Genomic DNA, 26,176 nt, shown 5'->3' with positions numbered 1-26,176 from the left:
ATGGTAAAGCTAGTCTCGTTTTCCAATTGGAAAACGAGACTAGCTTTTTTAGTGTTAATAGAGGAACCGTGAGATTTTGATAGAAAAGGAAAGGAAGCAGAGGCGGTGTATGAAAAATGTTAGTGAAAATTAAATATTGGATTCCGGTGTTTCAGGAAGAGAGGATGATTCGCGTCTATTTGCCTCATGAGTACGCTCATACAGATAGAAGCTACCCGGTTCTTTATATGCATGATGGACAAAACGTATTTGAAGATCAGGATGTAGTTGGTGGAAGTTCGCTGAGGTTGTTAAACTATTTGGAGCAAAAAAAGTTTCAGCTTATTGTTGTTGCTATTGATTCAGGAGCTAAACGAATGGAAGAGTATTGCTTATGGCGGCATGGTCAATTAAGTGAAGAGCTAACAGGTAAAAGTGAGATCGTAAAAGCGAAGGGTCGAGAGTATATCGCATATATCGTAAAAGATTTAAAACCAGCCATCGACGCTACATACCGAACGCTTAGAAATACAAATTATATGGCGGGAATTTCTTTAGGTGGATTACTTACTACATACGCCCTCTGTCATTATCCTACTGTTTTTAGTAAAGGAGCTTGCATCTCTTCCGCTTTTTTTCGAAACCAAGAAGAATTGGAGGGATTTATCTTGGAGTCCGAACTAACAGATCGTAGTTGCTTTTATTTGGATTGCGGAGATAAGGAATCTGGAGACGAGCGGATTGATAAAGCATTTCTGAATTCAAATGATCGAATATATCAATTGCTCGAGGAGAAAGCTTCATGTGTGCAATTTCATTTGATAAAGGATGGGGAGCATAACTATAAATCATTTCGTACCAGAACGGATGATTTGATGAGTTTTTTTATGAATGAGAGATAGAGTGAATGAATGTTATATCTAACACTTTAATGGTAAAAGAAGGAAATTGTTAAAGTGAAGGAAAAGGACCTTCAAAGGAGGTCCCTTTCGAATTGATATCTAAAGAAAGAATAAGAAACCTGCTGACAATGCAATGGTTACGACGATAGGAGCTAATTGGATTTTTAGTAAAAGACCAGGCGTCATGGAGTGATTTTCTAGTGGGTTTTGTACTGGCATAGCTAAAAAATCAGCTAGTCGATCGCTTTTCTGCTGTTTATAAGGAATAGGAGGAACATCGACAGTATACTGGTCGAGCTGTTCACGGAGTTCTTCAGGTAGGTCGTGCTTATAGTGTGATTTCATCATTTTGCCCCTCCAATAAATCTCTTAAGTGTTTGATCGCTGTAGATAATCTTGATTTAACGGTTCCAACGGGGATATCTAGAACGTTGGCGGTTTCTTCTTGAGTCATATCGTGATAATAGATGAGAAGGATAACCGACCGATGTTTTTCTGAAAGTTCCTTAATAGCCCACTGAATTGTCATCTTCTCAACAGTATCACTAGAGAAACTTTCCTCTCCCTTGACTAGAAAGGGAAGGAGTGATTGCCACTTTTTTCTCCGTTTAATTTTATTGATCATCAGGTGATAACCGATTTTAAATAGATACGTTTTAAGCGATGCTCTTGAGACATCATAGCGGTTCTGGTATTTATGGAATTTAACGAATGTATCCTGCACAATGTCGATACTCAACTGCTCATCCCGCGTATACCGATAGATGAATCGATAAAGAGGGTCTTTGTACATAAGATAAATAGTCTCAAATGTCATAGATACGGCTGCTTCGAAGGAATAATCGCCACTTTCCTTAAAACTCATTCGGCCAGCGCTCTTTTATCCCTTTATAGGTGTAAGCCAGTCGAAAAATAAACCAGAGAAACGTGATAAGTGGAAAGACAAACGTTTGATGTAGAAAGAACTGAACAAATGGATTTTCGATATTCTCACCTTTAATTAGAAAAACAAATAGCCCTGTAATGCATAGGAATGAGTAAATGGACGACGCAATCATGACATAATCCCAGCGTGACCAGTAGAAATAAAGATTTGTTTTTTGAAAGTCAATTCTCCCATTCGTTTTGTGAACATGCTTTTGAAGCGTTGCAATTAAGACGGCAAAAATGGTTCCGAGAACTCCAGCCATCACTAACCCCATGATCCAACCGATTGCCATGTTTATCCACACCTCTCATTTCTTTATTTTCACATATTTATACAATTATTAGGGTGATAAAGTTCATTTTTTGTTGAGATTTATTTTTCGGGATAAAAGGTGTATGTCTAACTTGATCGATTTCATAGTGTTAGAATAGTAGAAAATGACATTTCAAAATGGAGTGAATTAGGGATGGATCTCAATCTAGAAGGAAAAACAGTAGTTGTAACAGCGGCAAGTAAAGGACTAGGAAAAGCGTTAGCACTGGCTTTTGCGAAAGAAGGCGCAAATGTGATTCTTTCTAGTCGAAGTGAAGAAGAACTTAAGAAAGCGTGCGAAGAAATGGTTGCAGAGACGGGAAATGATCAGGTCACATTTCAAGTTTGTGATGTTACAAAAGCGGATGAGATCAAACAATTGATGACGTTTGCAGCTGAAACATACGGTAGTGTCGATGTATTAATTAATAATGCAGGCGGGCCTCCAGCTGGTAAGTTTGAGGACTTCAGCGATGAAGATTGGCAGAATGCTTTTGAACTAAATTTATTAAGCTTCGTTCGAACGTCACGGGCCGCTATTCCTTTTATGAAAGAACAGGGCTGGGGGCGGATCGTAAATATTGCCTCTTCCTCTATAAAGCAATCGCTAGATAATTTGATCTTATCAAATACATTTCGTGCGGGTATCGTAGGGCTAGCAAAAAGTCTTTCACAAGAATATGCCGAGCACAATATTCTTGTGAATACGGTTGGACCTGGACGTATTGGGACGGATCGAGTTGAACAGTTGGATCAAATCAAGGCAGATCAGTTAGGGATGGATGTGACTGATCTCAAAGGACAGGCGGAGCTATCAATCCTAATGAAACGATATGGGGAGCCTGATGAATTTGCGAAAACAGTTGTTTTTCTTGCTTCAGGAGCAAATACGTATATGACCGGGCAATCACTCGTTGTCGATGGCGGACTTGTAAAAGCACTGTAATAAGAAAAAGGACGTAGCGCTTACGTCCTTTTTCTTTTGTCATTCTCGCCAAATCATTTTTCTTTTAGAGATAAATCTATATAATAGAAGGAGATGAAGAATTACTAATTCTGGTATTGCTAAACCCTTTGGTTTTAATGTAATTGGCGGTACAGGGGAGGGTTAAATAATGGTAGAAGCAAAAGAGCGCATTCTTGAAGCGACAGATATTCATAAAGCGACTGAGATGATCAGTGTGGCAACGAATAAGCCGGTCATTATTGAAAACAAAAACTTTGAACTTATTTCATATAGCACGGCATCGGAGAGCTTTGATCAAACGCAGCAAAAGACGATTCTCTATAAAAAATGTCCGGTGTTTATTATTGATCGTTTGAAAAAAGAAGGGATCGTTCAGCAGCTTGAGAACAACGAAGCTCCGATCCGGATTGCTCCAATTGAGGAAATTGGTTTTTATCAACGTATTGTTGTGAAAGCGATTTATGAAGAGCGGACGATGGGATATCTCTGGGTGCAAGAAACGAATAGTCCTCTGACGGAAGAAGAGGTTGCTTTTCTTACTGAAATCACACCTCACATTGGAAAGCTTATTCATGATTCTTATCAAAAAGGGAAAGAGCATGAGGGGAAGCAGGAGAAATTGCTTTGGAATGTGCTTCTTCATGAATACGAAAGTGAAAATCAAATGCGGCGTAAAGCTCAGGTGGCGAGCTTACCATTACCTGAGCGCTTTTCCGTACTCGTCATGTCAATTGCTGAGCCTACCCAGGAGCCCTTGTTAAATGAAGTTCTCGAGCTTTTATCCCGTTTTAAGAGGCATAAAATTCAAGTACTGAAAACTGAGCTTCAAATCGTTGCTGTTATTTCAGGTGATAAAAATAGAAAAGGCTCAGCGATTGAAAATAGCCGAGAGCTTATAGAGTATGTAAAAAGTGCGTTAACTCATGAAGAATTTTATTCTTTCTTGATTGGGATTGGGAAAGAATATACGGAGCTCATTGAGATGAGGAAGAGCTTCTTAGAAGCATTAGAAGTGATTGAGACAGCTGACTTCATTGGTCCAAGGCCAGATGTCATGCCACGTGAGTTCTCAAAGCTTGGCGTCTACCGATATCTTGCCGCCCTTTATGAGAAAAACAATACGGAGCATTATTTTAATCAGAATTTGCTTAACTTGATGGAAAAGGATTCAGTTAGTCACTCCAGTCTGTTAAAGACGCTAGAAGTGTATTTATCGAATAACGGTAAGGGGAAAAGCACCGCGGCTGAGCTGTTTATCCACCCAAACACGCTGAACTATCGCATGAAGCAGATTCAGGACTTAACGGACATTGATTTTGATGATTTTAATATGAAAAGTCACATATATATCGAGTTGTTGTTGCTAAACAACATACCGTCTTACTATAATCGGTACCTTTCTGCAGTAGAGGAGCAGAAAAGTACTGCGAAGTAGCCTATTTGAGTGGGCTGGGAGCTTGTTTATTGACCAAACTGGGAAGCTGCACATTGTGCAGCTTCTTTTCTGTTGTTTAGGGCTGGAAAGTGTGGCGCAATAGCTGGTTTTCGTGGGGGGAGTGTGGTTTATTGGCCAAAATGGAGATATATTGTCCAAAATCAGAATATATTGGCTAAAATCCAGATATATTGTCCAAATCGGAAATTCCGCTCACTAAACGGGGGCTCCGCTTTTCACGGCTCCAGTGCCTGTCGTGTCTAAACGCTCGTCTCCGCTTTACCTGAGATCCAGCTGCGCGGGCCAAATCCTCCGGCTGTTTCACCCAATCGAATGAGACAAAAAGCGTCTCACTCTCATGGGCTCCAACATCCTGCGGATTTAAACGGGCCCGCTCCGCTTTTCGTGAGATCCAGCTACGACTCGCAGAAACTGCGATATTTCACTCTTTCACCAGAACACAAAAAGCGTGTTCTAGTCCAAGAGTTCCAATATCTCCGTTTCTAAACGCTCGTCTCCGCTTTTCCTGAGATCTAGCTGCGCGGGCCAAATCCTCCGGCTGTTTCACCCAATCGAATGAGACAAAAAGCGTCTCACTCTCATGGGCTCCAACATCCTGCGGATTTAAATGGGCCCGCTCCGCTTTTCGTGAGATCCAGCTGCAGTGGGCAGACACTTGGTCACTTCACCATTTCATCCGAACACAAAAAGCGTGTTCAAATGAAATGGCTCCAGTGCCTGTCGTGTCTAAACGCCCACTTCCGCTTTTCTTGAGATCCAGCTACGACTCGCAGAAACTGCGATATTTCACTCTTTCACCAGAACACAAAGGGCGTGTTCTAGTTCAAGAGTTCCAATATCTCCGTTTCTAAACGCTCGTCTCCGCTTTATTCATTGTGTTTAAACCACAAAATCTCAGCAAACTATTGTGTCGTGACCACGTTGCCAGATGGGGGTTAAAATCGATATAATTTTCACAAGAAAACAAAAACTTTCTTTGAAGTATTTCACAAGCTTTATGAATGATTGGAGATATAGGGTTAAAAGGAGCGTGGTAGAGTTGGAAGCCATCAACAAGAGTTTTTTCCTTTTTCTCGCTAGCAGGCCCTCGCTTGATCGGCTCGCCAAACGATGGGGTAGTAAGTTTGGGGCGGATAAGATTGTTGGGGGTGAGACTTTTGAGCATGCGGTGCCTCTTATTCAGAATTTGAATAGTCAGGGGCTTCGGGTAACGGTGGATCATCTTGGTGAGTTTGTTTCTTCTGAAATAGAAGCGAAGGAGCGGACTCAGGAGTGCATTAATACCATTCGCATGATTAGTGCTCATCAACTAAATTCTCAGATGTCTTTGAAAGTCACTTCACTTGGTCTGGATATTAGCCATGATCTTGTATGGCGTAACATGATTGAGATTATGGAAGAAGCGGTAAAGCATGATGTATTCGTTACGATCGATATGGAAGATTCGACACGAACGGAGGCGACGCTTCAGCTTTATAAAGACCTGAAGAGAAAGTACGACAATATTGGAACGGTTGTTCAGTCTTATTTATACCGATACGATCAAGATTTAGATGATTTAAATGAAGTAAAGCCGAATTTACGTCTTGTGAAAGGGGCGTATAAGGAAGCCGCGAAGGTTGCTTTTCCAGCGAAATCAGATGTGGATCATAACTTGAAGCTGCTGATAAAGAAACATTTATTGAATGGGAATTTTACAGCCATCGCTAGTCATGATGATGCCATCATTAACTTTACGAAAGAATTCGTGAAAGAACATGATATTCCGAAAGATCAATTTGAGTTTCAAATGCTTTACGGCATGCGAAGCCAGAGTCAGCTAGATCTTCTTGCTGAAGGTTATGCGGTAAGAGTATACCTACCTTATGGGAACGATTGGTATGGGTATTTTATGCGGCGGTTGGCGGAACGACCTGCGAACATCGCCTTTGCTTTCAATGGATTATTTAAAAAATAAACTTCTTATATTTGAAAGGGGAATTTACTCATGGTAGTACCATACAAACACGAACCGTTTACTGATTTTACTGTTAAGGAAAACAAAAAGGCTTTTGAAGAGGCTCTTAAACTAGTAAAAGAAGAACTTGGAAAAGACCATGATCTTCTCATCAATGGTGAGCGAGTTAGCACGGAAGATAAAATTGTTTCCATTAACCCTGCGAACAAGGAACAAATCGTTGGTCGCGTATCAAAGGCAACGAAAGAGCATGCGGAACGCGCGATTCAAGCTGCAGATGAAGCATTTGAAGGTTGGAGAAAATGGTCGGCTCGCTCTCGCGCTGAGCTTCTATTCCGCGCAGCTGCGATTGTACGACGCCGCAAGCATGAATTCTCTGCTTACCTGGTGTACGAAGCCGGTAAACCTTGGAAAGAAGCGGATGCTGATACTGCAGAGGCAATCGACTTCATGGAATACTATGCTCGTCAAATGATCGAGCTAGGTGAAGGGAAAGCGATTGAAAGCCGTCCTGGAGAGCAAAACCGTTACGTTTATACGCCAAGCGGAGTTGCCCTTGTTATTCCTCCATGGAACTTTGCATTTGCGATTATGGCAGGGACAGCAGTAGCACCACTTGTTACAGGAAACACAGTACTTCTTAAGCCGGCAAGTGCAACACCGGTTGTTGCAGCGAAGTTTGTTGAAGTGCTTGAAGAAGCTGGGCTTCCTAAAGGTGTATTGAACTTTGTGCCAGGTAGCGGAGCTGAAGTAGGGGATTATCTCGTTGATCACCCGAAAACATCGATCATCACATTCACTGGTTCTCGTGAAGTTGGTACGCGCATTTATGAGCGCGCTGCGAAAGTACAGCCGGGTCAACAACACCTGAAGCGAGTGATCGTTGAGATGGGTGGTAAAGATACGATCGTTGTGGATAAGGATGCTGATCTTGAACTTGCTGCGCAGGCCATCGTTGTCTCAGCATTCGGCTTCTCAGGTCAGAAATGTTCTGCAGGCTCCCGTGCGGTCATTTTGAAAGAGGTATATGATCAGGTTCGTGATCGCGTTGTTGAATTAACAAATGAGCTTACACTAGGTGAAACGACAGGTCCAGATGTGTACATGGGACCAGTTATTGATCAAGCATCATTTGATAAAATCATGAGCTACATTGAAATTGGAAAAGAAGAAGGCCGCCTCGTTGCTGGTGGAGAAGGCGATGATTCGAAAGGGTTCTTCATCAAGCCAACTGTATTTGCAGACCTAGCTCCTAAATCACGCATGCAGCAGGAAGAAATTTTCGGACCGGTTGTTTGCTTAACGAAAGCAGATAACTTCGATGAAGCGATTGAAATTGCGAATAATACAGAGTACGGCTTAACTGGTGCTGTGATCACGAATAATCGTGCACACATTGAGCAAGCGAAAATGGACTTCCATGTAGGTAACCTATACTTCAACCGGAACTGTACGGGCGCAATTGTTGGGTACCACCCATTTGGAGGATTCAAAATGTCCGGTACAGATTCAAAAGCAGGTGGACCTGATTATCTTGGACTTCACATGCAAGCAAAAACTGTTTCAGAAATGTATTAATTAGTAAACACGATTAGTTTAAAAAGGCTGTTCCCCTCTGATAGGGGAACAGCCTTTGTTTGGTTTTAGTTAGGATGAGAAATATGGAAGAAAAAGGGGTTTTATCTATTTGAAGATTAGGGCTGCCATTGTCTTCACGATCGGTATTATCCTTGTTCTATCTTTCTTGATTAGAACCAAAAGGCAAGAGCTTAACAGAATGGCAAAAGTATGGATTAGACGCACTAGCGATTGGGATTTTACTCCTTACGTTCATCGTCGTGTTGAGCATGTGAGGAAAAAAAGAGAAGCTCAGTTCTCTTCTTTATGGTAAGGGAGAATGAGCCTGGCTTTTGTACCTTTTCCTATTTCTGAATCAATGGCTATTTCTCCATTATGAGCCTCCATAATATCAAAGCAAATCGATAGTCCAATCCCAAGCCCGCTTCTTTTCGTACTAAAGAAAGGGGTGCCTAGCTGTTTCACTTCTTCTTCGCTCATTCCTTTGCCGTCATCTTCAATGGAGATAACCGCATTTTCCTCGTTTTTTGTTAAATGAACCGAGATTTCTCCGCCTTCAGGCATAGCTTCGATCGCATTCTTGATAAAATTAATGAGCACTTGTTTGATTTGTGAGGAATCCATACAAACCGTAATATTCTCAGTGTTCGCATCGAATTCAAGTTCGACATTATGTAAGTGAGCATTGCTTTTCATTAATTCTACCGTTTCAAATACAAGGGGATTTAACTGTTTTAGCGTTCGCTCGCTTACCGTTGGTTTCCCCATCATAACAAATTGATTTACAAGATTTTTCATACGGTCGAGTTCAGCCCTAATGATACTAATGTAATTGGCTTGTTTCTCATCTACATCTAAAAGTTGTGTAAAGCCAATAATTGATGTAAGTGGGTTGCGGATTTCATGAGCAAAACCAGCACCTAGTTTTCCGATTGCAGAAAGCTTCTCAGATTGAATGACCTGTTCTTGTAGTTGATAATAAGAAGTCATATCTCGGAATTGAGCGAAAGCTCCGCTTAGCTGTTGATTGTGATCGTAAAGAGGCAAAATATCGAGTAAGCATTTACGTTCATCGTTTTTAAAAAAAAGTGATTTCGATGTCTTCGATGCCCTTTTGTTTCGAAAACACATGGTCGAAAAACGGTTTAAGAGTAGGGATTTCGGTAATTGGATAGCCAATCATTTTGGTTTTATTAAGTCCCGTTAGTTTTTCAGCACTTCGATTGAATTCTTTTATTTGCCCATCTTGATCCGAAATGACAATTCCGATAGGAGTGGCACGCATAAGCATCTGGTTATAGAGATGGAGCTGTTCGTTTTGCTTGTTAACCTGGATCTCCCGTTCAATCGTATCTATAGAAGATGAAAGCAAGCCTAGATGCAATTGAGAGGCATATTTCTTAGTTGTCATGAGGGAGATCGTACCGATAATCTCCCCATTATGATATGCATATGGTGCTGAGTAGCAAGCCACATCTTCAAAGCAGTAGTGATAATGATCATCCCCAATGAGATGAATCGGTTCTTGGTGTTTTAAGGCAAGTGTAATGGCGTTCGTACCAGCTGTTTCTTCATCAAACTTAACGCCATTTTGAATGCCGAGTGACGCTGTCATTTGTTCGAAGGATTCATCGCCATATGAATCTAATACATAGCCTTCGTGATCAGTTGTTACCACCACGGTTGGGGTGTCAGATAAAAAGCTAAGAAGCTTTTTCATGAATTTTTGTATGATGGAGAGAGAACATGAATAATTTTGTAAACGAAGCGCTAACTCTTCTTCTGAAAGTAAAACGTGAAGAACAGGAATTGAGTTTGGATCCAATTGATAGACATGTTCGCATGTGTTTTTAGAATGTTGGATTTGAATTTCACGTTGCGTCATGAGGCATCCTCTTTTCCTGGAAGTAGTAATGGTTTTATGTTAAAAGTATTATTTTTGCATTTAATAGAATCATTTTTTTATAGATTATCATACTTTGGTCCCTACTGGTTAGTTTTTACCATTAGTAATACGTGATTCTACTTGATGTTGTCGAAAAAAATTGTAATCGCATTCTTAGATACTTTATAATGAAGCCATTTAGATTGGAGGGAAAATTATGCTTGAGTATATAGAAGAAATCGAAATTAGAAAAGAGACGGATCATACGGGGAAGGGACTATTGTATACTGTATTGAGCAATAAAAAAGGAATAGGTTCAATTGAAGAAATCCCTTCAGATAGTCCATGGAATTGGTTTTTAAAGGTTTTTACCTTGCGCCAGGCTGTTAGTCGTGAATTACATCTACATTTGCCTAACGGACCGAATACATCTATTGATAAAGATCGCGGTTACTACAAAGACATCTTCCTTTATTCAGCAAGCGAATTAATTGGAACGATCAAGTCTGAAGTAAAAGTGAAATCGCCAAAAATGACGGTTGTTGACACAAGGGGGAGTACCATTATGCAAGCCCTTGGAAAGTATGGTGCTACAGATTTTTCTGTGTATGGCGTTGAATCAGTTCATCGTGTTGGTACGATTAAGAAACGATCTGCAGTTTATCAATCCATGAAAGATAATCTTTTGAATGAAGATCATTATTTTCTTGATGTTCGTCACCTTAGTTATGAAGAAAAGGTAGTGATGATCGGGATGACACTAGCGCTTGATTTGTATTATTAACATTTATTGCATTGTGAAGGAGGGTAGCGGAAATGAAAACCATTCTCTTATTTGTTTTAGCTGGGCTTGCAGAGATTGGAGGAGGTTATTTAATCTGGCTTTGGCTTCGTGAAGGGTATTCGAGCATATTTGGACTAGCTGGTGGAATCTCTTTAGCTCTTTATGGTGTGATTGCGACTTTGCAAGTATATCCGGAATTCGGTCGCGTGTATGCGGCGTATGGTGGTGTGTTTATAGTGATGTCCGTCCTTTGGGGATGGGGAATTGATAGGGAAGTCCCTGATAGCTATGATTTAATTGGAGCGTTTATTTGCTTAGTAGGTGTAACGGTGATGCTCTTACCGCGGAACTAAAGGAAGTTCATTTAGAAGTCTTCATCAAGATATGATAAAAAGCCCGTTTTCATGGAACGGACGAATGAGGCTGAGATATAACCAATGAGTGAATCGATGTTGTGATTTTAAGGGAAATGAACGCATTTTATATGGTGAAAATTAATGAAAACTTGACCCTCTTTTGCCGTCATTAACGTGACCTGGTTTTCCTGAATACTTGTTAATTTCCCTATTTTGTTTTGGTTTTCATATATATCGAAAATGACTATTTGATTGGTTACTTTTTTTAGCTGCTCTTCTAATGTGCGTGATAAGGAGAGTCCAATCGGTACAACGGGGAATTCTGAATGTGTTAAGTGATATGGTCTTTCGTTACCTTGATAAGGGGTCAGCCACTTTAGATGTTTCATGGATATATACATCGTTTTGTGAATAGGACTTTGGAACACAAAGTAATCGTTCATAATACTAGTGATGTATCCATGAAGAGAGTGATGGCCAGTAACATAAATCTCTGTAAACATTCCTTTTGATTCCTGTAGTGCTTTACGAAGCGAAATCGAATTTAACGTTTCAGGTTCTTCAAATAGCGACTCTTTTGGAAGTGAAATTTTTTCATCTTCTTTCGTACATACATCATAATGCTGAACATGGTATTGGGAGACATAGATGAAGTCTTTGCCGTTATATAAGACAAGAATGTCATTTCCTGAGTCGATTAGCACACCGATAATGTCTTTTGTTCCGTTCATTTTTAATCGAATGGTTTCGTTCGTTAAATCTGATGAATTTCTCACTTTTGACCTCCTTTCATATGAAAAAACCAGCTGTGGCATATAAACAAGTGATTCTGATAGGACGATCATTTTTCTACATAAAAAATAATTGTGAGGAGGAAGATGACTGTACAAATAACGATGAATTAAAAGGCGAGTCATTTCCTCATCACATGAAGTAACTCCCGAAATGCGTAAGGAGAGATGTAGGCGATCATGGCTCTCTCTTCCTCTCAAGAATACGAGTTAAGCCTCGACGATTTTTTCAGGAACTTCTTTAATCACCGTTTCGATAGTACTGAAGCTTTTAATATGGAAAAGTGTAATGCGAACAAGTTCAGCTTTCACTAATAGAAGAATATGGTCGCTTGCTACATTGATGAGAATACCTTCAACATGCTCTGGACCACCACGATTAATCTTTACCCATTTATAGTGAAGCGCCCCTAATACTTCTGTGATAGAGCTTCCTTGGATTGGATCAAGAAACATACTTCCAGTAATTTCCGGAACAGTGGTTGTATCTAAAGAAACCGATTTAACATGGTCAAGGTTGTAATAAATCATTTCTTTCTCTGTTTGTAGCATAAAGTGGTCCGTTGCAACCTGAAAGAGAATACCTACTTTTGCTTCAGGGCCTTTTAGATTAACTTTTACTTGCTTACCTAACAATGGCGCGATCGTATCGCTATTTAAATATGCCATCATATATCCTAACCTTTCATAAGCATTCGCTTTTTATTTTTTTTGAAACAGGCTGCCAGTAGCTAGAAAAAAGGTTTTCTCTTCGGATTTCTCCTCGGTTTTCTTTTTGATTGTCTTCTTGATTGTTGCTAGACTCTTCCTGTTGAGTCATTTTAACGACCTTACTAACGCTTTTTACATGAAACAGTGCAATGTGTACCAATTCTGCTTCCTTCCCTACGATGATGTGATCATCGTTCACTTCAAGTAAAACACCTTCTACTTTCTCTGGGCCACCGCGATTAACTTGAACAGAACTAAAGACTAATTCATCAAGAACTTCTTGAAAACTTTCTCCACTTTCAAATTCAATAACAGGTTCTTCAATTGGCACAATAACTTCTACTTCCTCTTTCGTATTGATTGTGACGCTTTTGATGTGAGTAGCATGGAAATAGATAACGGTATTTTTTTGTCCAAGCAAAGTTAAGAAATCCTGTTTAAGCTCAAGAAGTTTTCCTTCCTGACTTTCAGGTCCTCCACGGTTGATTCGAACATTCTTGCCGATGTAGCTCTCAAGTTGTGAAAAGTTCATTTGCACATTCATGCATCCTTTCTTCCTTTTTATATAAACGCTTGTAATGGCATAGTATGTATCTCGGAGGGACAAAGATCAGTATATTTGTCTATCATTTGGAAAATGTGTGTTTGTCCACCGTGAGATTAGCCTAATCATTGGGGAATTTAAGAGCAGGGTTTTTACTAGTTAAACAGAATAGGAGAACGAGAGTGATTTTAACTAAGTGAGGGAAGACAATGAAAACAAATGAGTATAACAGTCAGATTTGGGATAAGAAAGTGGAGGATCAAGTCGTTTATACAAAGCCAGTCACTCAAGAAATGATCAAAGAAAGTAAAGCAGGGAATTGGCGTATCACTGTTACGACGGAGAAAGCTGTTCCGCGTCATTGGTTTCCAGCTAATCTGAAGGGCTTGCGCATTCTCTGCTTAGCATCTGGTGGTGGACAACAAGGTCCAATACTTGCAGCCGCAGGGGGGGAAGTGACAGTTGTTGATCTTTCTGAGAAACAGCTAGAACAGGACAGATTTGTAGCTGAAAGGGAGAACTTGCAGTTAACTGTTGTTAAAGGAGACATGACGGATTTATCCTTTTTAGAAAATGGGTCATTTGATGTGATTGTGCATCCTGTTTCAAATGTATTTGTTGAAAATGTATTACCTGTCTGGAAGGAGGCGGCAAGAGTACTGAAGGAAGGGGGGACACTTATTTCAGGATTTACGAATCCACTATTGTATCTTTTTGATGATGAGCAAGAGGATAAAGGAATTCTGGATGTGAAGAATAGCATCCCATACTCTCCTCTTGAATTGTTAACGAAAGAAGAACTTCAGAAATACAAAGAGAGTAACTTGGCCCTTGAGTTCGGACATACGCTGGAAGATCAAATACAGGGACAGATTGATGCAGGATTTGTCATTAACGGTTTTTATGAAGATGATTTTGGAGGGAGTCGCCTAATCGATCAATATATTAAAACCTTTATAGCAACAAAGGCGATAAAAAATGCAGGTTGAACTAGTCACTTATTTATAAAGGAGATACTGAAAATGGAATATAGCGGTTCGCGGGTTTATGATGATCACGATTTTTTTGAGAACTATATGGCTAGACGACATAGGGAAGAAAGCCCGAATAAAGTCATCGAGTATCCTGCTCTTATGACATTACTAGGCGATGTTCGGGGGAAGACCATTCTTGATCTTGGTTGTGGAGATGCTTCGCTCGGAGAAGAATTACTAAAGCAGCAGTGCGAGCGATATGTCGGGATTGATGGTTCACAAAATATGTGTCACCAAGCAGAATTGAAGCTAAAGGGAACGAAGGGGAGCGTTGTCCAGTCAAATCTAGAGTCGTATGGTTATCCATCACAGACTTTCGATTGCGTCGTTTCACAATTAGTTCTTCATTACATAGAAGACCTTGATCATATTGTTAAAAAAGTATATGACACGTTAAAACCAGGTGGAGAATTTGTATTTAGCGTTTTGCATCCAGTTATGACCGCTTCTTTCAAAAGTATGATAGGTAAAAGAACCGATTGGGTTGTAGATGATTATTTCCAGACGGGGAGAAGAATAGAGCCCTGGATTGGAGAGAGCGTTGTGAAATATCATCGTACGATTGAGGAGTATTTCTTGCTTCTGCAGCGAACTGGTTTTACGATTCAAGGTCTTAGAGAGGGAACGCCGCAACGAGAAAACTTTCAACACCAGGAAGAGTATGAACGAAGACAGCGCATTCCGCTATTTCTTCTACTTTCTTGTATAAAATAATAATTGACAGCGATAGAATATTAGATTATGATCATTTCAAATAATAAAAATTTCATACTGCAACTCCTAAAGGGGAGTAGCTTTTACAGCAAAGTCGTCATTCCAGAGCTTCACTGCTCTCGGCTTTGTTGGCAACATTCGTGTTGTTAGCAAGACCTTTACTTTTACGGTAAAGGTCTTTATTTGCATCAAAAACCTTTGCCAATTAGGCAAAGGTTTTTTTGTGAAGAACAAAGCAGTATGGATGAAAAAAGGGGGATGTACAGATGGATGCTTCAATGTTACTAGAATATGGATGGGTTTTGCTGCTTCTGATTGCTCTTGAAGGGCTGCTTGCGGCAGATAATGCACTTGTCTTAGCGATTATGGTGAAGCATTTACCAGATGAGGAACGTCAAAAGGCTCTATTTTATGGTCTTGCCGGTGCATTTGTTTTTCGATTTGCTTCATTATTTGCTATTTCTTTTCTAGTCAACGTATGGCAAGTTCAGGCGATCGGTGCGTTATACCTCTTGTTTATTGCGATCAATCATATCGTTCGAAAACAGATGATTCACAAAGGTAAGGAAGCGCCAAAGAAACAGAATAAGAAACAGGCAGGCTTCTGGGGGACTGTTTTTAAGGTAGAGCTAGCGGATATCGCTTTTGCCGTAGATTCCATTCTAGCAGCCGTTGCATTAGCCGTCACATTGCCAAATACACCCCTACCGCATATTGGTGGTTTAGATGGTGGGAAATTCCTTGTTATTTTCGCTGGTGGATTAATTGGATTAGTCATAATGCGATTTGCAGCAAATTATTTCGTGAAGCTATTAAAAGCAAGGCCCGGTTTAGAGGTTGCTGCGTTTATGATTGTAGGATGGGTTGGAATTAAACTATCAGTATATACACTCTCGCATCCTGATTTAGGGGTGCTACCTGAAGCATTTGCAAAATCTCCAGGATGGAAAGTAACGTTTTATACGGTGTTACTTTTGATTGCAGTCGGTGGCTGGTTTTTATCGAATTCGAAAAAAACTGAAGCATCAAAGGGAGAAACACTGTAAAAACATGAATCTCAATCTTTTCCCCATTGTGAGAAAGGGATCTGGTAAACTATAAAGGTAAAAAATGGTTTTTGCGCTTTGTTGATTTTTGATTAGGATGGGGAGTGTTTAAAATAATAAGAGTTGATGTGGTATATACGCTACTTTACAACGAAAAAGAAGATCAAGTGTTAATGGTTCAAAATATCAAACATAATAACTGGTCTTTACCAGGTGGCTCGGTGGAAGATGGAGAGACCCTTGCACAAGCTGCTATTCGCGAAATGAGAGAAGAAACAGGATTAACCGTAGAAGTAGAAAATCTATTGAGTGTTAATGAAGCGTTTATGACGAATTACCATGTTCACTTCTTTACATTTAGAGGAAAAATATCGCGTGGACATTTATCTATTCAAGATACGGAAACAATAGCGGACGTCAGGTGGATGGACAGAAAAGAAGCAGACAAATGGATGCCTTATCATCAAGGGGGAATTGAGAGCTTACTTCATACTTCAATTCCTTACGTCTTAAAGGGATAATGTAAAGTAGCCTTAAGATCCTCGGGGGATCTTAAGGCTATATTTATAACAGTTTTAAAATTGGAAGGGAATGCGCTCCTCAGTTCCTTGATCTAGTGTTTTTACGATGATTTCATTGTTTTCAACTTCCTTATCCCCGATGAGAATTACTTTTTCTATTCCTCTTTTACTTGCGCGTTCGATCGATTTACCAATCCGTTTCTCACTCATATCCACCTCGATCCGACATCCTAATTTCCTATAAGCAGAGGCGACGATCAAGGCTTCGCGTTTAGCATCAATGGGGATGATGACATATTCAGGCTTTTCATTTGTCACAAGTGAAGTAGCATTTTGTTTCAATGCGGTTAAAATTACATCTAGGCCGAATGAAATCCCAACAGTTGAAAAAGGTTCTTCACTACCGAGTAATCCACCTATCGCACTATCGTAGCGACCACCGCTTCCAATGCTGGATGTAACGGATTGGTTACTTAAGAAAATCTCATAAATCGTCCCAGTATAAATATCGAGCCCTCTTGCAAGGAAAGGATTGAACTGACATTTTTGAACGAGGTTGAGTCCATCCAGGTAGGAAGTCAGTTCTTTAAGTTCATTTAACCCCTCCCGTACAGTTGAATTCGCAGATGCGAACTGTTCAAAATAATAGAGGTCTTGATTAATCCACTCTTTTGCATAGCGCTCAACGCTATTAATGGCTTCAGAGGAGATATCTTTTTGGAAGAGCTCTTCCTTAACGCCTTCCATCCCGATTTTCTCGAGCTTATCCATCGTGAGAATCACATCATTTAAGCGAAGTGTAGGAATAGAGATCGACTCTAGCATACCTGCAAGCAGTTTGCGGTTGTTATACTGAATCGTCACATCAAGTTCGAGTTGACTGAAAAGATCGAGCGCCATCTCCATTAATTCTGCTTCGGCCATTTGCGAACTAACGCCGGTTATATCCACATCGCACTGAGTGAATTCTCTAAAACGCCCTGGTTTAACTGGTCCATCTCGAAACACCTTTCCGATTTCATAACGCTTGAATGGCATTGGTAAATCTGGATTCATCGCAACAACTTTGGCGAACGGGATGGTCAAATCGTATCGAAGGGCAAGTTCTCTCTCTCCACGATCAGAGAGGGTGTACATTTCTGCTAAAATCTCATCGCCACCGGCATACTTTGAAGTCATCAATTTCCGATCGTTAAGGATCGGTGTTTCAAGTGGAGAACAGTTGTATTGAATAAATGTGTCTTCTATTATTCTTCTTACTTTGCGCCGTATGATTTCATCTTTAGGTAAATAATCCATCGTTCCTTTGACATTCTGATCTTTCAGCTTTTTCATAGTCCTCATCCTTTCGTTTTTGAATACAAAAAACCGCATGAATGGGAGAAATGTTCTTCTCAATTCATACGGTTACGAGTAATAGCCTTCCTATACGCGATTATTTTGCAATCGGATAGCAAGGCTAGCTGTGATGATGAAGTTGTACGATGAATAATTGTCTCATATCGCTCACCTCTTATTTCAAAATATGGTAGCACATGAGAACCATTTCAGCAATCTTTCTTTTTTTCTGAAGATTTGATAGGATAATATTTCCTATAGAAAGGTGGGGGGTTGCTTGAGGAGTCTTACGGAAGAAGAAGTCATATCGCATATTCCTGAACTATCGAATGTTACATTAAGAAAGATTACAAAGGGGTATTCTTTTGATTTGAAATTCGTAACAAAGTGGAATGGAAAGAACGTATTGCTTCGATTATATGAGTTGGATTTACGTGAGCGGGTTCAAGAGAAGGTTGAGAAGATGAAGGCTTTTAAGAAGCTAGGAGTCCGCTGTCAGGAAATTTATGCGTTCGGTGAAGTTCCTGAAGAAAACTTCTGTTATACGATTTTTTCTTTTCTGGAGGGGGAAGATGGCGAAGCTGCTTTAGCGAACTTAACAATGGAAGAACAGTATGCTGCTGGTTATGAAGCAGGATTAGATCTCGTTCACATGCATCAACTTCGAATCGAAGCGTCAATGCCGGAACATATGGCCTTTATTCAAGAAAAATTTGAGAAAGCGGTAGAACGGTATTATAGACTTGATATACAAATCCCTTATGGTAGAAAGACCATTGACTATGTAAGAAACAATATCCATCTTATCGGTGAAAGCAGGCTCGTCTTTGCTCATCATGATTTTCATGCAGGGAATTTGATTATCTCTCAGAAAAAATATGCTGGTGTGATTGATTTTAATCGATGCGGTGTAAATACGGCTTATTCGGAGTTTGATAAGCTAGAATTATTCTCAAGTCGTTTAAGCATTCCTTTCTCAAAAGGGGTTATTCATGGTTACTTTATTGATTGTGTTCCTGAACTATTTTGGAAAATCCGATCGGTTCATATGGCTCAGCTTCTGATCTATCATATGAATTGGGCAATGGATTACTTTCCGGAAGATCTTCCTCAAGCGAAAGAGGCCATTCAGTATGTGTGGGAGATGTATGAAGGCTTCGGCCGGACCATTCCTAAATGGTATGAAGAAAGCCAGGCCTAAGGCCAGGCTTTCTTCAGTTACATTGCTTCTTTTATTCCTTTCTTTACGAGCCACCAATTTGCTGGATAGCTTGTGGCAAATCCAAGAATCATCGCAATTTGCATCATAAACCAGTAGACAGCTGAGTCGGGCTTTGGTGGTTCGGTAAATAAAACAAAATGAACGATGGCCATCCAACCAAACATGCCAACTTCAAAAGCGATCAAAGAAAGCGTATCGGCTTTCGCAGCTTCTTTAATCGCATTCCATGCACCATTCTCTTTGTTCATAGGGTAAATGGCATAGAATTGAAATAGAATACCAAACCCATATGCCAGAATGAACTCGACAAGATAATGAGTATAGAGAATGGAACCAAGCAGCGCAAAACCTGTTAAAGCAACGATCGGAACGCCTACCGCATCACCAAGTGTACAACCGGCAGAGCAGTGACTTGTGGACATAAACACTTTGGCAGACTTTCCGCGATTGTCTTCTAGATCCAAATTCTTCGCTTTCAAACGCCCCCATTTAAAATAAGCCCAGATAGCGAAAGGTCCAAGAAACCATCCGTTAATCGGCCAGACCACATTCATGATTTTCATCATTTGAGGATGATGAATGATGTCTATAAGAATGACGATGGAAGAAAGAAGTCCAATTGATAGGGCAACAATGGATATAAGCTGTAAAGTAGTCAAATCATCTCACCTCTAAAATAAGTATGTACAAAACAATTACCCTCTGGGGGTATAGGATAAACGAATGATTCGGAAGATTCATGATCAGAAAAAGACTCGCCCTTTTTGAAAGAGAGCGAGTCCTATAGGTTATTCCTGTTCGATTTCAGCTACAATTTTCCCTGTAACATGACGTTCTGAAAGCTCAACCAATGCTTGCGGAATTTCTTCAAGCGATATTGTCTTCTTGATCATTGGATCGACATATCCACCCAACAGTAGGTTGATCATCTCATCACCCATCATGGCAAGATCCGCTTGCTCAGCTTTATTAGAGGATTGATAGACACCACCAAGTGCGATTTGATGGAACGAAAGAGGACGAGCAAAGGAAACGCCCTGCGCAAAGTCGGGTGCACCTGCAATATAAGCCATTTGCCCATTAAACGTAAGTGTGTCTAGCGATTTGGTTGCATTATCACCACTTACCGCATCTAGTACAGCGTGAACACCAATTCCATTTGTTATTTCAAGCGTTCGGTTCACAAAATCTTCTTCTTTATAATCAATGGCATAATCAGCCCCGAGTTTTTTTACAAAATCATGATTGTGGCGGGAAGCAGTTGTAATCACCGTTAATCCCATGTATTTGGCCATCTGTATAGCATAGCCTCCTACGCCGCCAGCGCCTGCATGGATGAGTATGGTTTGACCTCGTTGAATATGAAGTTTGCGGAATAGCGCCTGATAGGCTGTATAACCAGCTGTTGGAATTGCAGCCGCATGAACGAATGAGATCGACTCAGGAAGTTTAGAGATGGTATGAGCTTGTGCAATCGCATATTGTGCGAACGTTCCTTTTCTCATCAGGTCACCGTGATAAACGACTCGGTCGCCGGCTTGCCATTCAGTTACCTCATCACCAATTTGGTCAATAATACCAGCACCATCAAGTCCAAGAATGTGCGGGTATTCCCAGTTTGGATTCCCGTTAGTTGCTGTCTTATAGTCAACTGGGTTCAAGCCCGCAGCGTGGATTTTTACAAGAACTTCTCCTTTTCCAGGTGAAGGGGTATCGATTTCTTCAACACTCATTGAATCCCATTGTCCTTTAGCTTTTAGTAAAAGAGCTTTCATTATGAAAATCCTCCTTAAAATAAGTTCAGAATATGAATATGTTTCACTTGGGGAGCTTTTAGTAAACCTTCTCTCCCGTTTTCCCATTATAAAGTTCATGAATTTTTTTGGTAAGTAGGCACTTTTTAGTAACTATTTGAAACAATAAGGCGCCGTGAATCGTAGAATAATGAGAGAGTTTAATGGAGGAGGGGACAAATTGACGTTAATCGGTTGGATTTTCTGGGGTTTGATCGCTTCGATTCTAATGATTGGTTTTATCATCCAAAAAAAATATGGATTGAAAGCACCTGAAGAAACAAATCATCAGGTTTCTAGTTCAGAACACGTTAAAAGTCAGACGAGTCCTTAAATACATAATGGAAGCTAAAGGGTGAGTAGAATGCAGGAATGGTTTGGAGCAGCTGCTGTATGTATCAATGACCAGGGAGATTTACTAATGATTCGTAATGAAACTGACGAATGGGCCGTTCCTTCTGGTGAGATCGAGAAGGGAGAAACGCCTGAGATGTGCTGTGTTCGTGAAGTGATGGAAGAGACGGGGTATCAAGTAGCCATTGAGAAACCTTTGTTCGTTAAAGATCAGGATGTGAATGGAATGAATGTGACGACCTATTATTACGAAGTAAATGTGGTAGGCGGTATGCTTTCTCTTGACGATTCTGAAGAAGATGTGAAGGAAATTGAATGGAAAACGATTGATGAAGTAGAAGAAATTCCACATGCCTATCCTGAGGACGCAGCATATTTAACGAATTATTTATACGAAAAGACTCCTTAAGCTAAGGAGTCTTTTTTCTGCTTCATTCATTATTTGACAATAAGTACAGGGCAGCTTGCCTTTTGGATGACTTGATGACTTACACTACCGATCACCATTTCTTGAAGAACATTAAGTCCTCTTGTGCCCATGACAACAAGATCACTTTTTGTTTCATTTGCATGATCAATAAGAGTTGTGGAAGGAGATCCATGTAGAATAGTCACATCATAAGAAACGTTTGTTTCTTCAGCAATTGCTTCTGTGGAGCTTAGTTTCTCACTTCTCTCCATATCAAGACCGGGGGAATCGGCATGACGTAACGCATCGTGCTTAGATGTTTCACCATCAATGACATAAACGATTTCAACATGTCCACCTGTTAAGCTTGCTAATTCAAAAGCCTTTTCAGCTGCTTTTACTGAATCTGTGGATCCATCCGATGCAAGTAAAATCTGTTGATACATTATTACAAAACCTCCAGAGTAATTGACTTGTTACTAGGTTCTATAAGTCCTTACCCTGTATAGAAGTGTGTCAATCAAGCATAAAAGACGAAATGATTGTCAGAGAAAGCGGTCATAAAGGATAATGGTTGAAGAGTAAAAAAGGATGTGGGCACGGTGAAACGGATGATCACGATGGTGACCATTTTGCTTGTTATGGATCTTGTAACAAAGCGATGGATTGACTCGATCTTAAACTTAAATGAACAAATTGACGCGATCAATGGATTTTTAACCTTTCAGCTTTACTACAATACAGGAGCTACAAGAGGATTGTTAGAAGGATACACAGGTTTATTAATTTTTCTACAAGCGAGTATCGTACTTCTCCTTATTTATGGATACATACGTGCCACCCCAAAACGCTTTGCTGTGCAGCTAGCTTTTGGCTTACTCATTAGTGGTGGACTTGGAAACTTGATTGATCGTATTCAATATGGTTATGTGATTGATTTTATGAAAGTGAGCTGGAGCGAAGGGATTTTTAATCTTGCTGATACTGAGATCAGATATGGCTTTATTTTAATCCTCGTTCTTTATTTTATGAAGAAATTTACGATTCAAGGATTTGATGATCAGGAGAAATAGCGAAACAAAAAGCGAGAGAGGATAAACCTCTCTCGCTTTTTGTTTCGCTTACTCTAAAGGGACAATTTATTATTTTGCTTCTTGAAGGATTTGTTCAAGTTGAAAAGCTCGAACTTTTCTAGGGAGAAAACTTCTGATTTCGTCCTCGTGAAAGCCTACTTGAAGTCGTTTTGTATCAAGTAAAATCGGGCGTTTTAAAATGCCAGGATTTTCTTTAATTAAGCTGTATAGTTCCTGAAGTGTAAGCTCATCAACCTCTTTATCAAGCGCATCAAAGGCTTTTGAACGCTTTGAGATGATTTCTTCGGTACCTTTTTCAGTCATACGAATTATAGCTTTAATCTCATCTTCTGTGAGCGGCTTTGCGAACATGTTGCGCTGTTCATAAGGAAGGTTGTGCTCTTCCAGCCACGCTTTTGCCTTTCTGCACGAAGTACAGCTTGGTGATGTGTAAAGTGTAATCATATGTTTGACCTCCAAATGGATTTTACATGGTTCATCTCCATGTTAAGTATACTAAAAAAAGTCGTTGCCTGACTGTAAGTTATGTTACACATTTTCGACGATTATCTATGTGTTAAATTCCTCTTGGTCAAAGTTATTCGATCTAAATAACAGGAATTTCTTCTAAATGATTAATAATAATAGCCAGCTTTTACTAAGGTATACCCGCTAACGAGAGCAGGCAAACTACGTAAGAAGTTAAGTTTTATTGGAGGATGCTCATGGATGATAAAAAGAAGTGGGATTTGATATCACTTGCTTCAATTCCACTTGTGATGACGCTAGGGAACTCAATGCTTATTCCAGTCTTGCCTATAATTGAAAAGAAGCTCAGCATCACATCCTTTAAGGTTTCGATGATCATTACGGTTTATTCTATTGCAGCCATTTTATTAATTCCAATTGCCGGTTATTTGTCCGATCGATACGGAAGAAAAAAAGTGATCATCCCGAGTTTGTTTATCGCTGGGATTGGAGGGCTCGTCACAGGCTGGGCATCATGGTCTCTAGAAAATCCATACGTCATGATTCTTATAGGAAGGGTACTTCAAGGGATTGGATCTTCTGGAGCAGCCCCAGTTGTTCTTCCTCTCGTAGGAGATTTATTCAAAAATGATAAAGATGTAAGTGCGGGATTAGGCTTAATTGAAACATCAAATACAGTCGGGAAGGTGCTGAGTCCCATTCTTGGAGCTCTTCTGGCATCCTTTCTCTGGTACTTGCCCTTCTTGTCCATACCTGTTTTCTCACTTATTTCAATATTACTTGTCATATTCCTTGTTAAGTCACCAGAAAAAAAAGAGAAGCCACAAACTTTTTCCTGTTTTTTGTCATGCTTAAAAAATATTTTTCGAAAAGATGGAAAGTGGTTAACGGCGATTTTTGCAATTGGCGGTGTGATAATGTTTGTTCTTTTTGGCATTCTATTCTATCTTGCCGGGTTTTTGGAAAATGAATTTCAAATTGTAGGTGTTAAAAAAGGTGGGGTTATTGCTATTCCACTTGTTGCTCTTTCATTAACCTCTTTTGTGACGGGAAAACGTATCGGTGAGAATAAGAAAACGATGAAATGGTGCATTTTCATTGGTTTATTTATTCTGGCAGCAGCGACACTAAGCGTTTCATTTACAGAACGACTCTGGTTGATGTTACTGATCTTATTTGTGGGTGGAGTAGGAATTGGAATGTCTCTACCTTGTCTTGATGCCCTCATCACAGAAGGGGTAAAAAAAGAAGAACGTGGAACAATTACATCTCTATATAGCTCGACTCGCTTTCTTGGCGTAGCGGCTGGTCCACCAATCTATGCATTGCTCATGAAGCAGTCTCATGAAGTTGTTTTCTATGCTTCAGCAGGTGTAACAGCAATTGCGATCTTTCTTTGCTTTGTTTCCATTAAGCCTGAAACCAATACAGATGTTTAGAGTGGCGAAATAAAGGGTAAATATATAACCCCCACACGATAAGCAAAAAGTAAGGAATAAATGGAAAAATAGAAAGAGGGAATGAATGATGTCATTAGAATTAATACTACAGTTTTTAATGTTAAGTATAGGCTTTATAGCGGTAGCGGCACTATTTCTCAACGTTGATAAAAAGCGTACACAAAAGCGTTTAGAATTAGAACTTGCTGAATATGAACAATCGCATCAAGTATCAAAATACGAGAAGAACAAATAAGATGGAGACTCTGAAACGAGTTTTCATCTTTTTTTGTATCTTGCTTAATGGAAAGATAGAAAGTTACCGGGTATTTGAACTCTTAGAAGTTTGATAATTACGGATAGTGGTATGAAAAGGTTAGATAACCAATTTAGCAACGGTACAATAGAACGCAAAGGAGATTATTCGTTATGACACTTCAAACAGATCACTATTTTGCTAAAAATTATGAACAGTCACGTGAGACATTTCGCAATCATCTTGATAAAATCCAAAAGAAATGGCCTTCGGCAACCTTATCAACAAAGTCAATTGGGAAAGAAGAAGATAATACAATCGATATGATTTCCTCTGAAGCCCTTACATCAAACGATCGTGTCTTATTCTTTACTTCAGGTGAACACGGGATAGAAGGGTATGCTGGAGCAGCGGTTATCCATATGTTCGCAGAAGAATATCTTGATCAAATCGATCCTTCAACGACTGGGATTTGCCTGATTCATGCCCTTAATCCGTGGGGAATGCGTCATTTCCGACGGGTTACGGAAAATAATGTTGATCTCAACAGAAATTACTTTTATGACGAAAATTCTATTCGTAGAGACGTGAATAAAAATTATGCTAAGGAAAGCGACTTGTTTCTTCCAGATGGTAAAATCACTGACTTACAAGCAGAGAAGCACAAGCTATATGCACAGTTGATTAAAGGTCTCGCAAAGGAAGGGTACGCAGGATTAAAAAAGGCAAAGGGAATGGGACAATTTGAATTTGAGCGCGGTGTCTATTACGGAGGTTCAACAGCTGAAGAATCAGCTCTTTTCTTGAAGGATATACAAGAAAAGTTGTTAGGAACTTATCCTGGTGTTGTCCACATGGATTGGCATACAGCTCTCGGACCAACAAATGAAATAACGATGGTGATCTCAGAGAATGATGGAAGAGACGTGAAGGAGTTACAAGAAGCGTACAATCTTAACAACGTCGAAAAGTATACTCCTGAAAAAGTTAAAGGGGATTCTACGAATCATTTCTACAAATTAAAAGAAGAAGCATTTCCAGAAACATATCTTCTGTCGGCATTGTTTGAGTTCGGAACGTTTGGGACAGATAAACAGGCTGAAATTCGCGAATTTACGACGATTATTTTGGAAAACCATTTGTATTTTGAAGGGGCAGAATCAGTTGATGATATTCAATGGATTCTAGGAGAATTCGAAGCGATGTTTTACCCGGATGATTCCGAATGGAGAGAATCAGTTGTCAATGAGGCACGCCATGGAATAGAGGGAGTTTTAAAGAAAGAAGAGATTCTAAGTTAGAAATAAAAGGAGGGAGCGAATCATTCGCTCCCTCCTT

The 26,176-nt window shown here is 39.9% G+C and carries 33 protein-coding genes; 19 read left to right on the top strand and 14 right to left on the bottom strand.

Annotated features, from left to right (window positions below):
* Positions 1-116 precede the first annotated feature (116 nt).
* Entirely contained in the window at positions 117-881 is a 765-nt protein-coding gene (locus ACIFPW_RS09410; protein WP_430243739.1) for an alpha/beta hydrolase, read from the top strand.
* 99 nt (positions 882-980) lie between these two features.
* Here the strand turns inward: ACIFPW_RS09410 and ACIFPW_RS09405 are convergent, their stop codons facing one another.
* Genes ACIFPW_RS09405 through ACIFPW_RS09395 form a run of 3 tightly spaced genes read right to left on the bottom strand, consistent with a single transcriptional unit; the run spans position 981 to position 2,101 of the window.
* On the bottom strand, positions 981-1,226 hold the full coding sequence (locus ACIFPW_RS09405) for a hypothetical protein (protein WP_430243737.1): 246 nt from the start codon (positions 1,224-1,226) through the stop codon (positions 981-983).
* Positions 1,210-1,746, bottom strand: coding sequence for an RNA polymerase sigma factor (locus tag ACIFPW_RS09400; protein ID WP_430243736.1), 537 nt, complete (start codon positions 1,744-1,746; stop codon positions 1,210-1,212). The genes ACIFPW_RS09405 and ACIFPW_RS09400 overlap by 17 nt, the downstream gene beginning before the upstream one ends.
* Positions 1,736-2,101, bottom strand: coding sequence for a hypothetical protein (locus tag ACIFPW_RS09395; protein ID WP_194220426.1), 366 nt, complete (start codon positions 2,099-2,101; stop codon positions 1,736-1,738). The genes ACIFPW_RS09400 and ACIFPW_RS09395 overlap by 11 nt, the downstream gene beginning before the upstream one ends.
* Before the next feature lie 174 nt (positions 2,102-2,275).
* Here ACIFPW_RS09395 and ACIFPW_RS09390 point away from each other — a divergent pair, with 174 nt between their 5' ends.
* Together ACIFPW_RS09390 and ACIFPW_RS09385 are read left to right on the top strand one after the other, a co-directional pair.
* Positions 2,276-3,067, top strand: coding sequence for an SDR family oxidoreductase (locus tag ACIFPW_RS09390; RefSeq protein WP_430243734.1), 792 nt, complete (start codon positions 2,276-2,278; stop codon positions 3,065-3,067).
* 169 nt (positions 3,068-3,236) lie between these two features.
* Positions 3,237-4,523 (top strand): PucR family transcriptional regulator, encoded by a 1,287-nt coding sequence (locus ACIFPW_RS09385; RefSeq protein WP_430243733.1) that lies wholly within the window; start codon positions 3,237-3,239, stop codon positions 4,521-4,523.
* Between the two features lie 442 nt (positions 4,524-4,965).
* Here ACIFPW_RS09385 and ACIFPW_RS09380 read toward each other — a convergent pair whose 3' ends face one another.
* Positions 4,966-5,199, bottom strand: a complete 234-nt coding sequence (locus ACIFPW_RS09380) for a hypothetical protein (protein ID WP_430243731.1) — start codon at positions 5,197-5,199, stop codon at positions 4,966-4,968.
* A gap of 384 nt (positions 5,200-5,583) precedes the next feature.
* Here ACIFPW_RS09380 and ACIFPW_RS09375 point away from each other — a divergent pair, with 384 nt between their 5' ends.
* The 3 genes from ACIFPW_RS09375 (at position 5,584) to ACIFPW_RS09365 (ending at position 8,392) form a co-directional block, all read left to right on the top strand.
* A complete protein-coding gene (locus ACIFPW_RS09375; RefSeq protein WP_430243729.1) occupies positions 5,584-6,501 on the top strand; it encodes a proline dehydrogenase family protein in 918 nt (305 codons plus the stop codon).
* 30 nt (positions 6,502-6,531) lie between these two features.
* Positions 6,532-8,079 (top strand): L-glutamate gamma-semialdehyde dehydrogenase, encoded by a 1,548-nt coding sequence (gene pruA, locus ACIFPW_RS09370; RefSeq protein ID WP_194220430.1) that lies wholly within the window; start codon positions 6,532-6,534, stop codon positions 8,077-8,079.
* A gap of 109 nt (positions 8,080-8,188) precedes the next feature.
* On the top strand, positions 8,189-8,392 hold the full coding sequence (locus ACIFPW_RS09365; RefSeq protein ID WP_430243727.1) for a hypothetical protein: 204 nt from the start codon (positions 8,189-8,191) through the stop codon (positions 8,390-8,392).
* On the opposite strand, the gene ACIFPW_RS09360 is transcribed toward ACIFPW_RS09365, so the two are convergent.
* A complete protein-coding gene (locus tag ACIFPW_RS09360) occupies positions 8,371-9,126 on the bottom strand; it encodes an ATP-binding protein (RefSeq protein ID WP_430243725.1) in 756 nt (251 codons plus the stop codon). The two genes, ACIFPW_RS09365 and ACIFPW_RS09360, sit on opposite strands and share 22 nt — an antisense overlap.
* A 31-nt stretch (positions 9,127-9,157) precedes the next feature.
* A complete protein-coding gene (locus tag ACIFPW_RS09355; protein WP_430243723.1) occupies positions 9,158-9,964 on the bottom strand; it encodes a PAS domain S-box protein in 807 nt (268 codons plus the stop codon).
* A 217-nt stretch (positions 9,965-10,181) separates the two neighbouring features.
* Here ACIFPW_RS09355 and ACIFPW_RS09350 point away from each other — a divergent pair, with 217 nt between their 5' ends.
* Together ACIFPW_RS09350 and ACIFPW_RS09345 are read left to right on the top strand one after the other, a co-directional pair.
* Positions 10,182-10,748, top strand: coding sequence for a hypothetical protein (locus tag ACIFPW_RS09350; RefSeq protein WP_430243721.1), 567 nt, complete (start codon positions 10,182-10,184; stop codon positions 10,746-10,748).
* Positions 10,749-10,780: 32 nt separating this feature from the next.
* On the top strand, positions 10,781-11,101 hold the full coding sequence (locus ACIFPW_RS09345) for a YnfA family protein (RefSeq protein ID WP_430243720.1): 321 nt from the start codon (positions 10,781-10,783) through the stop codon (positions 11,099-11,101).
* A 107-nt stretch (positions 11,102-11,208) separates the two neighbouring features.
* Here the strand turns inward: ACIFPW_RS09345 and ACIFPW_RS09340 are convergent, their stop codons facing one another.
* The 3 genes from ACIFPW_RS09340 to ACIFPW_RS09330 all read right to left on the bottom strand — a co-directional run bounded on the left by ACIFPW_RS09340 (position 11,209) and on the right by ACIFPW_RS09330 (position 13,144).
* Positions 11,209-11,835 (bottom strand): DUF2642 domain-containing protein, encoded by a 627-nt coding sequence (locus tag ACIFPW_RS09340; protein WP_430243893.1) that lies wholly within the window; start codon positions 11,833-11,835, stop codon positions 11,209-11,211.
* Between the two features lie 270 nt (positions 11,836-12,105).
* Positions 12,106-12,564 carry a spore coat protein gene (locus ACIFPW_RS09335; protein ID WP_430243718.1) on the bottom strand — a complete coding sequence of 153 codons (459 nt, stop codon included), beginning with the start codon at positions 12,562-12,564 and terminating at the stop codon, positions 12,106-12,108.
* A gap of 16 nt (positions 12,565-12,580) precedes the next feature.
* Complete coding sequence (locus ACIFPW_RS09330; protein WP_430243716.1) at positions 12,581-13,144, bottom strand: hypothetical protein; 564 nt, start codon at positions 13,142-13,144, stop codon at positions 12,581-12,583.
* A 215-nt stretch (positions 13,145-13,359) separates the two neighbouring features.
* Between ACIFPW_RS09330 and ACIFPW_RS09325 the strand changes: the two genes are divergently transcribed.
* The 4 genes from ACIFPW_RS09325 (at position 13,360) to ACIFPW_RS09310 (ending at position 16,465) form a co-directional block, all read left to right on the top strand.
* Entirely contained in the window at positions 13,360-14,139 is a 780-nt protein-coding gene (locus ACIFPW_RS09325; RefSeq protein WP_430243715.1) for a class I SAM-dependent methyltransferase, read from the top strand.
* A gap of 33 nt (positions 14,140-14,172) precedes the next feature.
* Entirely contained in the window at positions 14,173-14,898 is a 726-nt protein-coding gene (locus ACIFPW_RS09320; RefSeq protein WP_430243714.1) for a class I SAM-dependent DNA methyltransferase, read from the top strand.
* Between the two features lie 266 nt (positions 14,899-15,164).
* The gene (locus ACIFPW_RS09315) at positions 15,165-15,944 is read left to right on the top strand and encodes a TerC family protein (protein WP_430243713.1); all 780 of its coding nucleotides are present in this window, start codon (positions 15,165-15,167) and stop codon (positions 15,942-15,944) included.
* A gap of 104 nt (positions 15,945-16,048) precedes the next feature.
* The gene (locus ACIFPW_RS09310) at positions 16,049-16,465 is read left to right on the top strand and encodes an NUDIX hydrolase (protein WP_430243712.1); all 417 of its coding nucleotides are present in this window, start codon (positions 16,049-16,051) and stop codon (positions 16,463-16,465) included.
* 54 nt (positions 16,466-16,519) lie between these two features.
* Here ACIFPW_RS09310 and ACIFPW_RS09305 read toward each other — a convergent pair whose 3' ends face one another.
* Positions 16,520-17,800 (bottom strand): histidine--tRNA ligase, encoded by a 1,281-nt coding sequence (locus ACIFPW_RS09305; protein WP_430243710.1) that lies wholly within the window; start codon positions 17,798-17,800, stop codon positions 16,520-16,522.
* Between the two features lie 280 nt (positions 17,801-18,080).
* On the opposite strand from ACIFPW_RS09305, the gene ACIFPW_RS09300 reads away from it, so the two are divergent.
* The gene (locus ACIFPW_RS09300) at positions 18,081-19,004 is read left to right on the top strand and encodes an aminoglycoside phosphotransferase family protein (protein WP_430243708.1); all 924 of its coding nucleotides are present in this window, start codon (positions 18,081-18,083) and stop codon (positions 19,002-19,004) included.
* 17 nt (positions 19,005-19,021) lie between these two features.
* Here the strand turns inward: ACIFPW_RS09300 and ACIFPW_RS09295 are convergent, their stop codons facing one another.
* Positions 19,022-19,684: a DUF4396 domain-containing protein gene (locus tag ACIFPW_RS09295; RefSeq protein ID WP_430243706.1), complete on the bottom strand. Its 663-nt coding sequence runs from the start codon at positions 19,682-19,684 to the stop codon at positions 19,022-19,024.
* 129 nt (positions 19,685-19,813) lie between these two features.
* Positions 19,814-20,800: a zinc-binding dehydrogenase gene (locus ACIFPW_RS09290; RefSeq protein ID WP_430243704.1), complete on the bottom strand. Its 987-nt coding sequence runs from the start codon at positions 20,798-20,800 to the stop codon at positions 19,814-19,816.
* A gap of 199 nt (positions 20,801-20,999) precedes the next feature.
* On the opposite strand from ACIFPW_RS09290, the gene ACIFPW_RS09285 reads away from it, so the two are divergent.
* Positions 21,000-21,152, top strand: a complete 153-nt coding sequence (locus ACIFPW_RS09285) for a hypothetical protein (protein WP_430243703.1) — start codon at positions 21,000-21,002, stop codon at positions 21,150-21,152.
* Positions 21,153-21,182: 30 nt separating this feature from the next.
* Positions 21,183-21,581, top strand: a complete 399-nt coding sequence (locus ACIFPW_RS09280; protein WP_430243701.1) for an NUDIX hydrolase — start codon at positions 21,183-21,185, stop codon at positions 21,579-21,581.
* Between the two features lie 29 nt (positions 21,582-21,610).
* Here ACIFPW_RS09280 and ACIFPW_RS09275 read toward each other — a convergent pair whose 3' ends face one another.
* A complete protein-coding gene (locus tag ACIFPW_RS09275) occupies positions 21,611-22,027 on the bottom strand; it encodes a universal stress protein (RefSeq protein WP_430243700.1) in 417 nt (138 codons plus the stop codon).
* A gap of 165 nt (positions 22,028-22,192) precedes the next feature.
* On the opposite strand from ACIFPW_RS09275, the gene lspA reads away from it, so the two are divergent.
* Positions 22,193-22,654 carry a signal peptidase II gene (lspA, locus tag ACIFPW_RS09270; protein ID WP_430243891.1) on the top strand — a complete coding sequence of 154 codons (462 nt, stop codon included), beginning with the start codon at positions 22,193-22,195 and terminating at the stop codon, positions 22,652-22,654.
* A gap of 69 nt (positions 22,655-22,723) precedes the next feature.
* Here the strand turns inward: lspA and spxA are convergent, their stop codons facing one another.
* Positions 22,724-23,119 (bottom strand): transcriptional regulator SpxA, encoded by a 396-nt coding sequence (gene spxA / locus ACIFPW_RS09265; protein ID WP_194220443.1) that lies wholly within the window; start codon positions 23,117-23,119, stop codon positions 22,724-22,726.
* Positions 23,120-23,379: 260 nt separating this feature from the next.
* Between spxA and ACIFPW_RS09260 the strand changes: the two genes are divergently transcribed.
* The 3 genes from ACIFPW_RS09260 (at position 23,380) to ACIFPW_RS09250 (ending at position 26,139) form a co-directional block, all read left to right on the top strand.
* Positions 23,380-24,582, top strand: coding sequence for an MFS transporter (locus ACIFPW_RS09260; RefSeq protein WP_430243697.1), 1,203 nt, complete (start codon positions 23,380-23,382; stop codon positions 24,580-24,582).
* A gap of 85 nt (positions 24,583-24,667) precedes the next feature.
* The gene (locus tag ACIFPW_RS09255) at positions 24,668-24,838 is read left to right on the top strand and encodes a hypothetical protein (protein ID WP_430243696.1); all 171 of its coding nucleotides are present in this window, start codon (positions 24,668-24,670) and stop codon (positions 24,836-24,838) included.
* Positions 24,839-25,011: 173 nt separating this feature from the next.
* Entirely contained in the window at positions 25,012-26,139 is a 1,128-nt protein-coding gene (locus ACIFPW_RS09250) for a M14 family metallopeptidase (RefSeq protein WP_430243694.1), read from the top strand.
* Positions 26,140-26,176: the final 37 nt, after the last annotated feature.

The organism is Pseudalkalibacillus sp. NRS-1564, from assembly GCF_050467905.1.
Taxonomy (GTDB): Bacteria; Bacillota; Bacilli; order Bacillales; family Guptibacillaceae; genus Guptibacillus; species Guptibacillus hwajinpoensis_B.
This window is presented reverse-complemented; position numbering and strand designations above follow the sequence as displayed.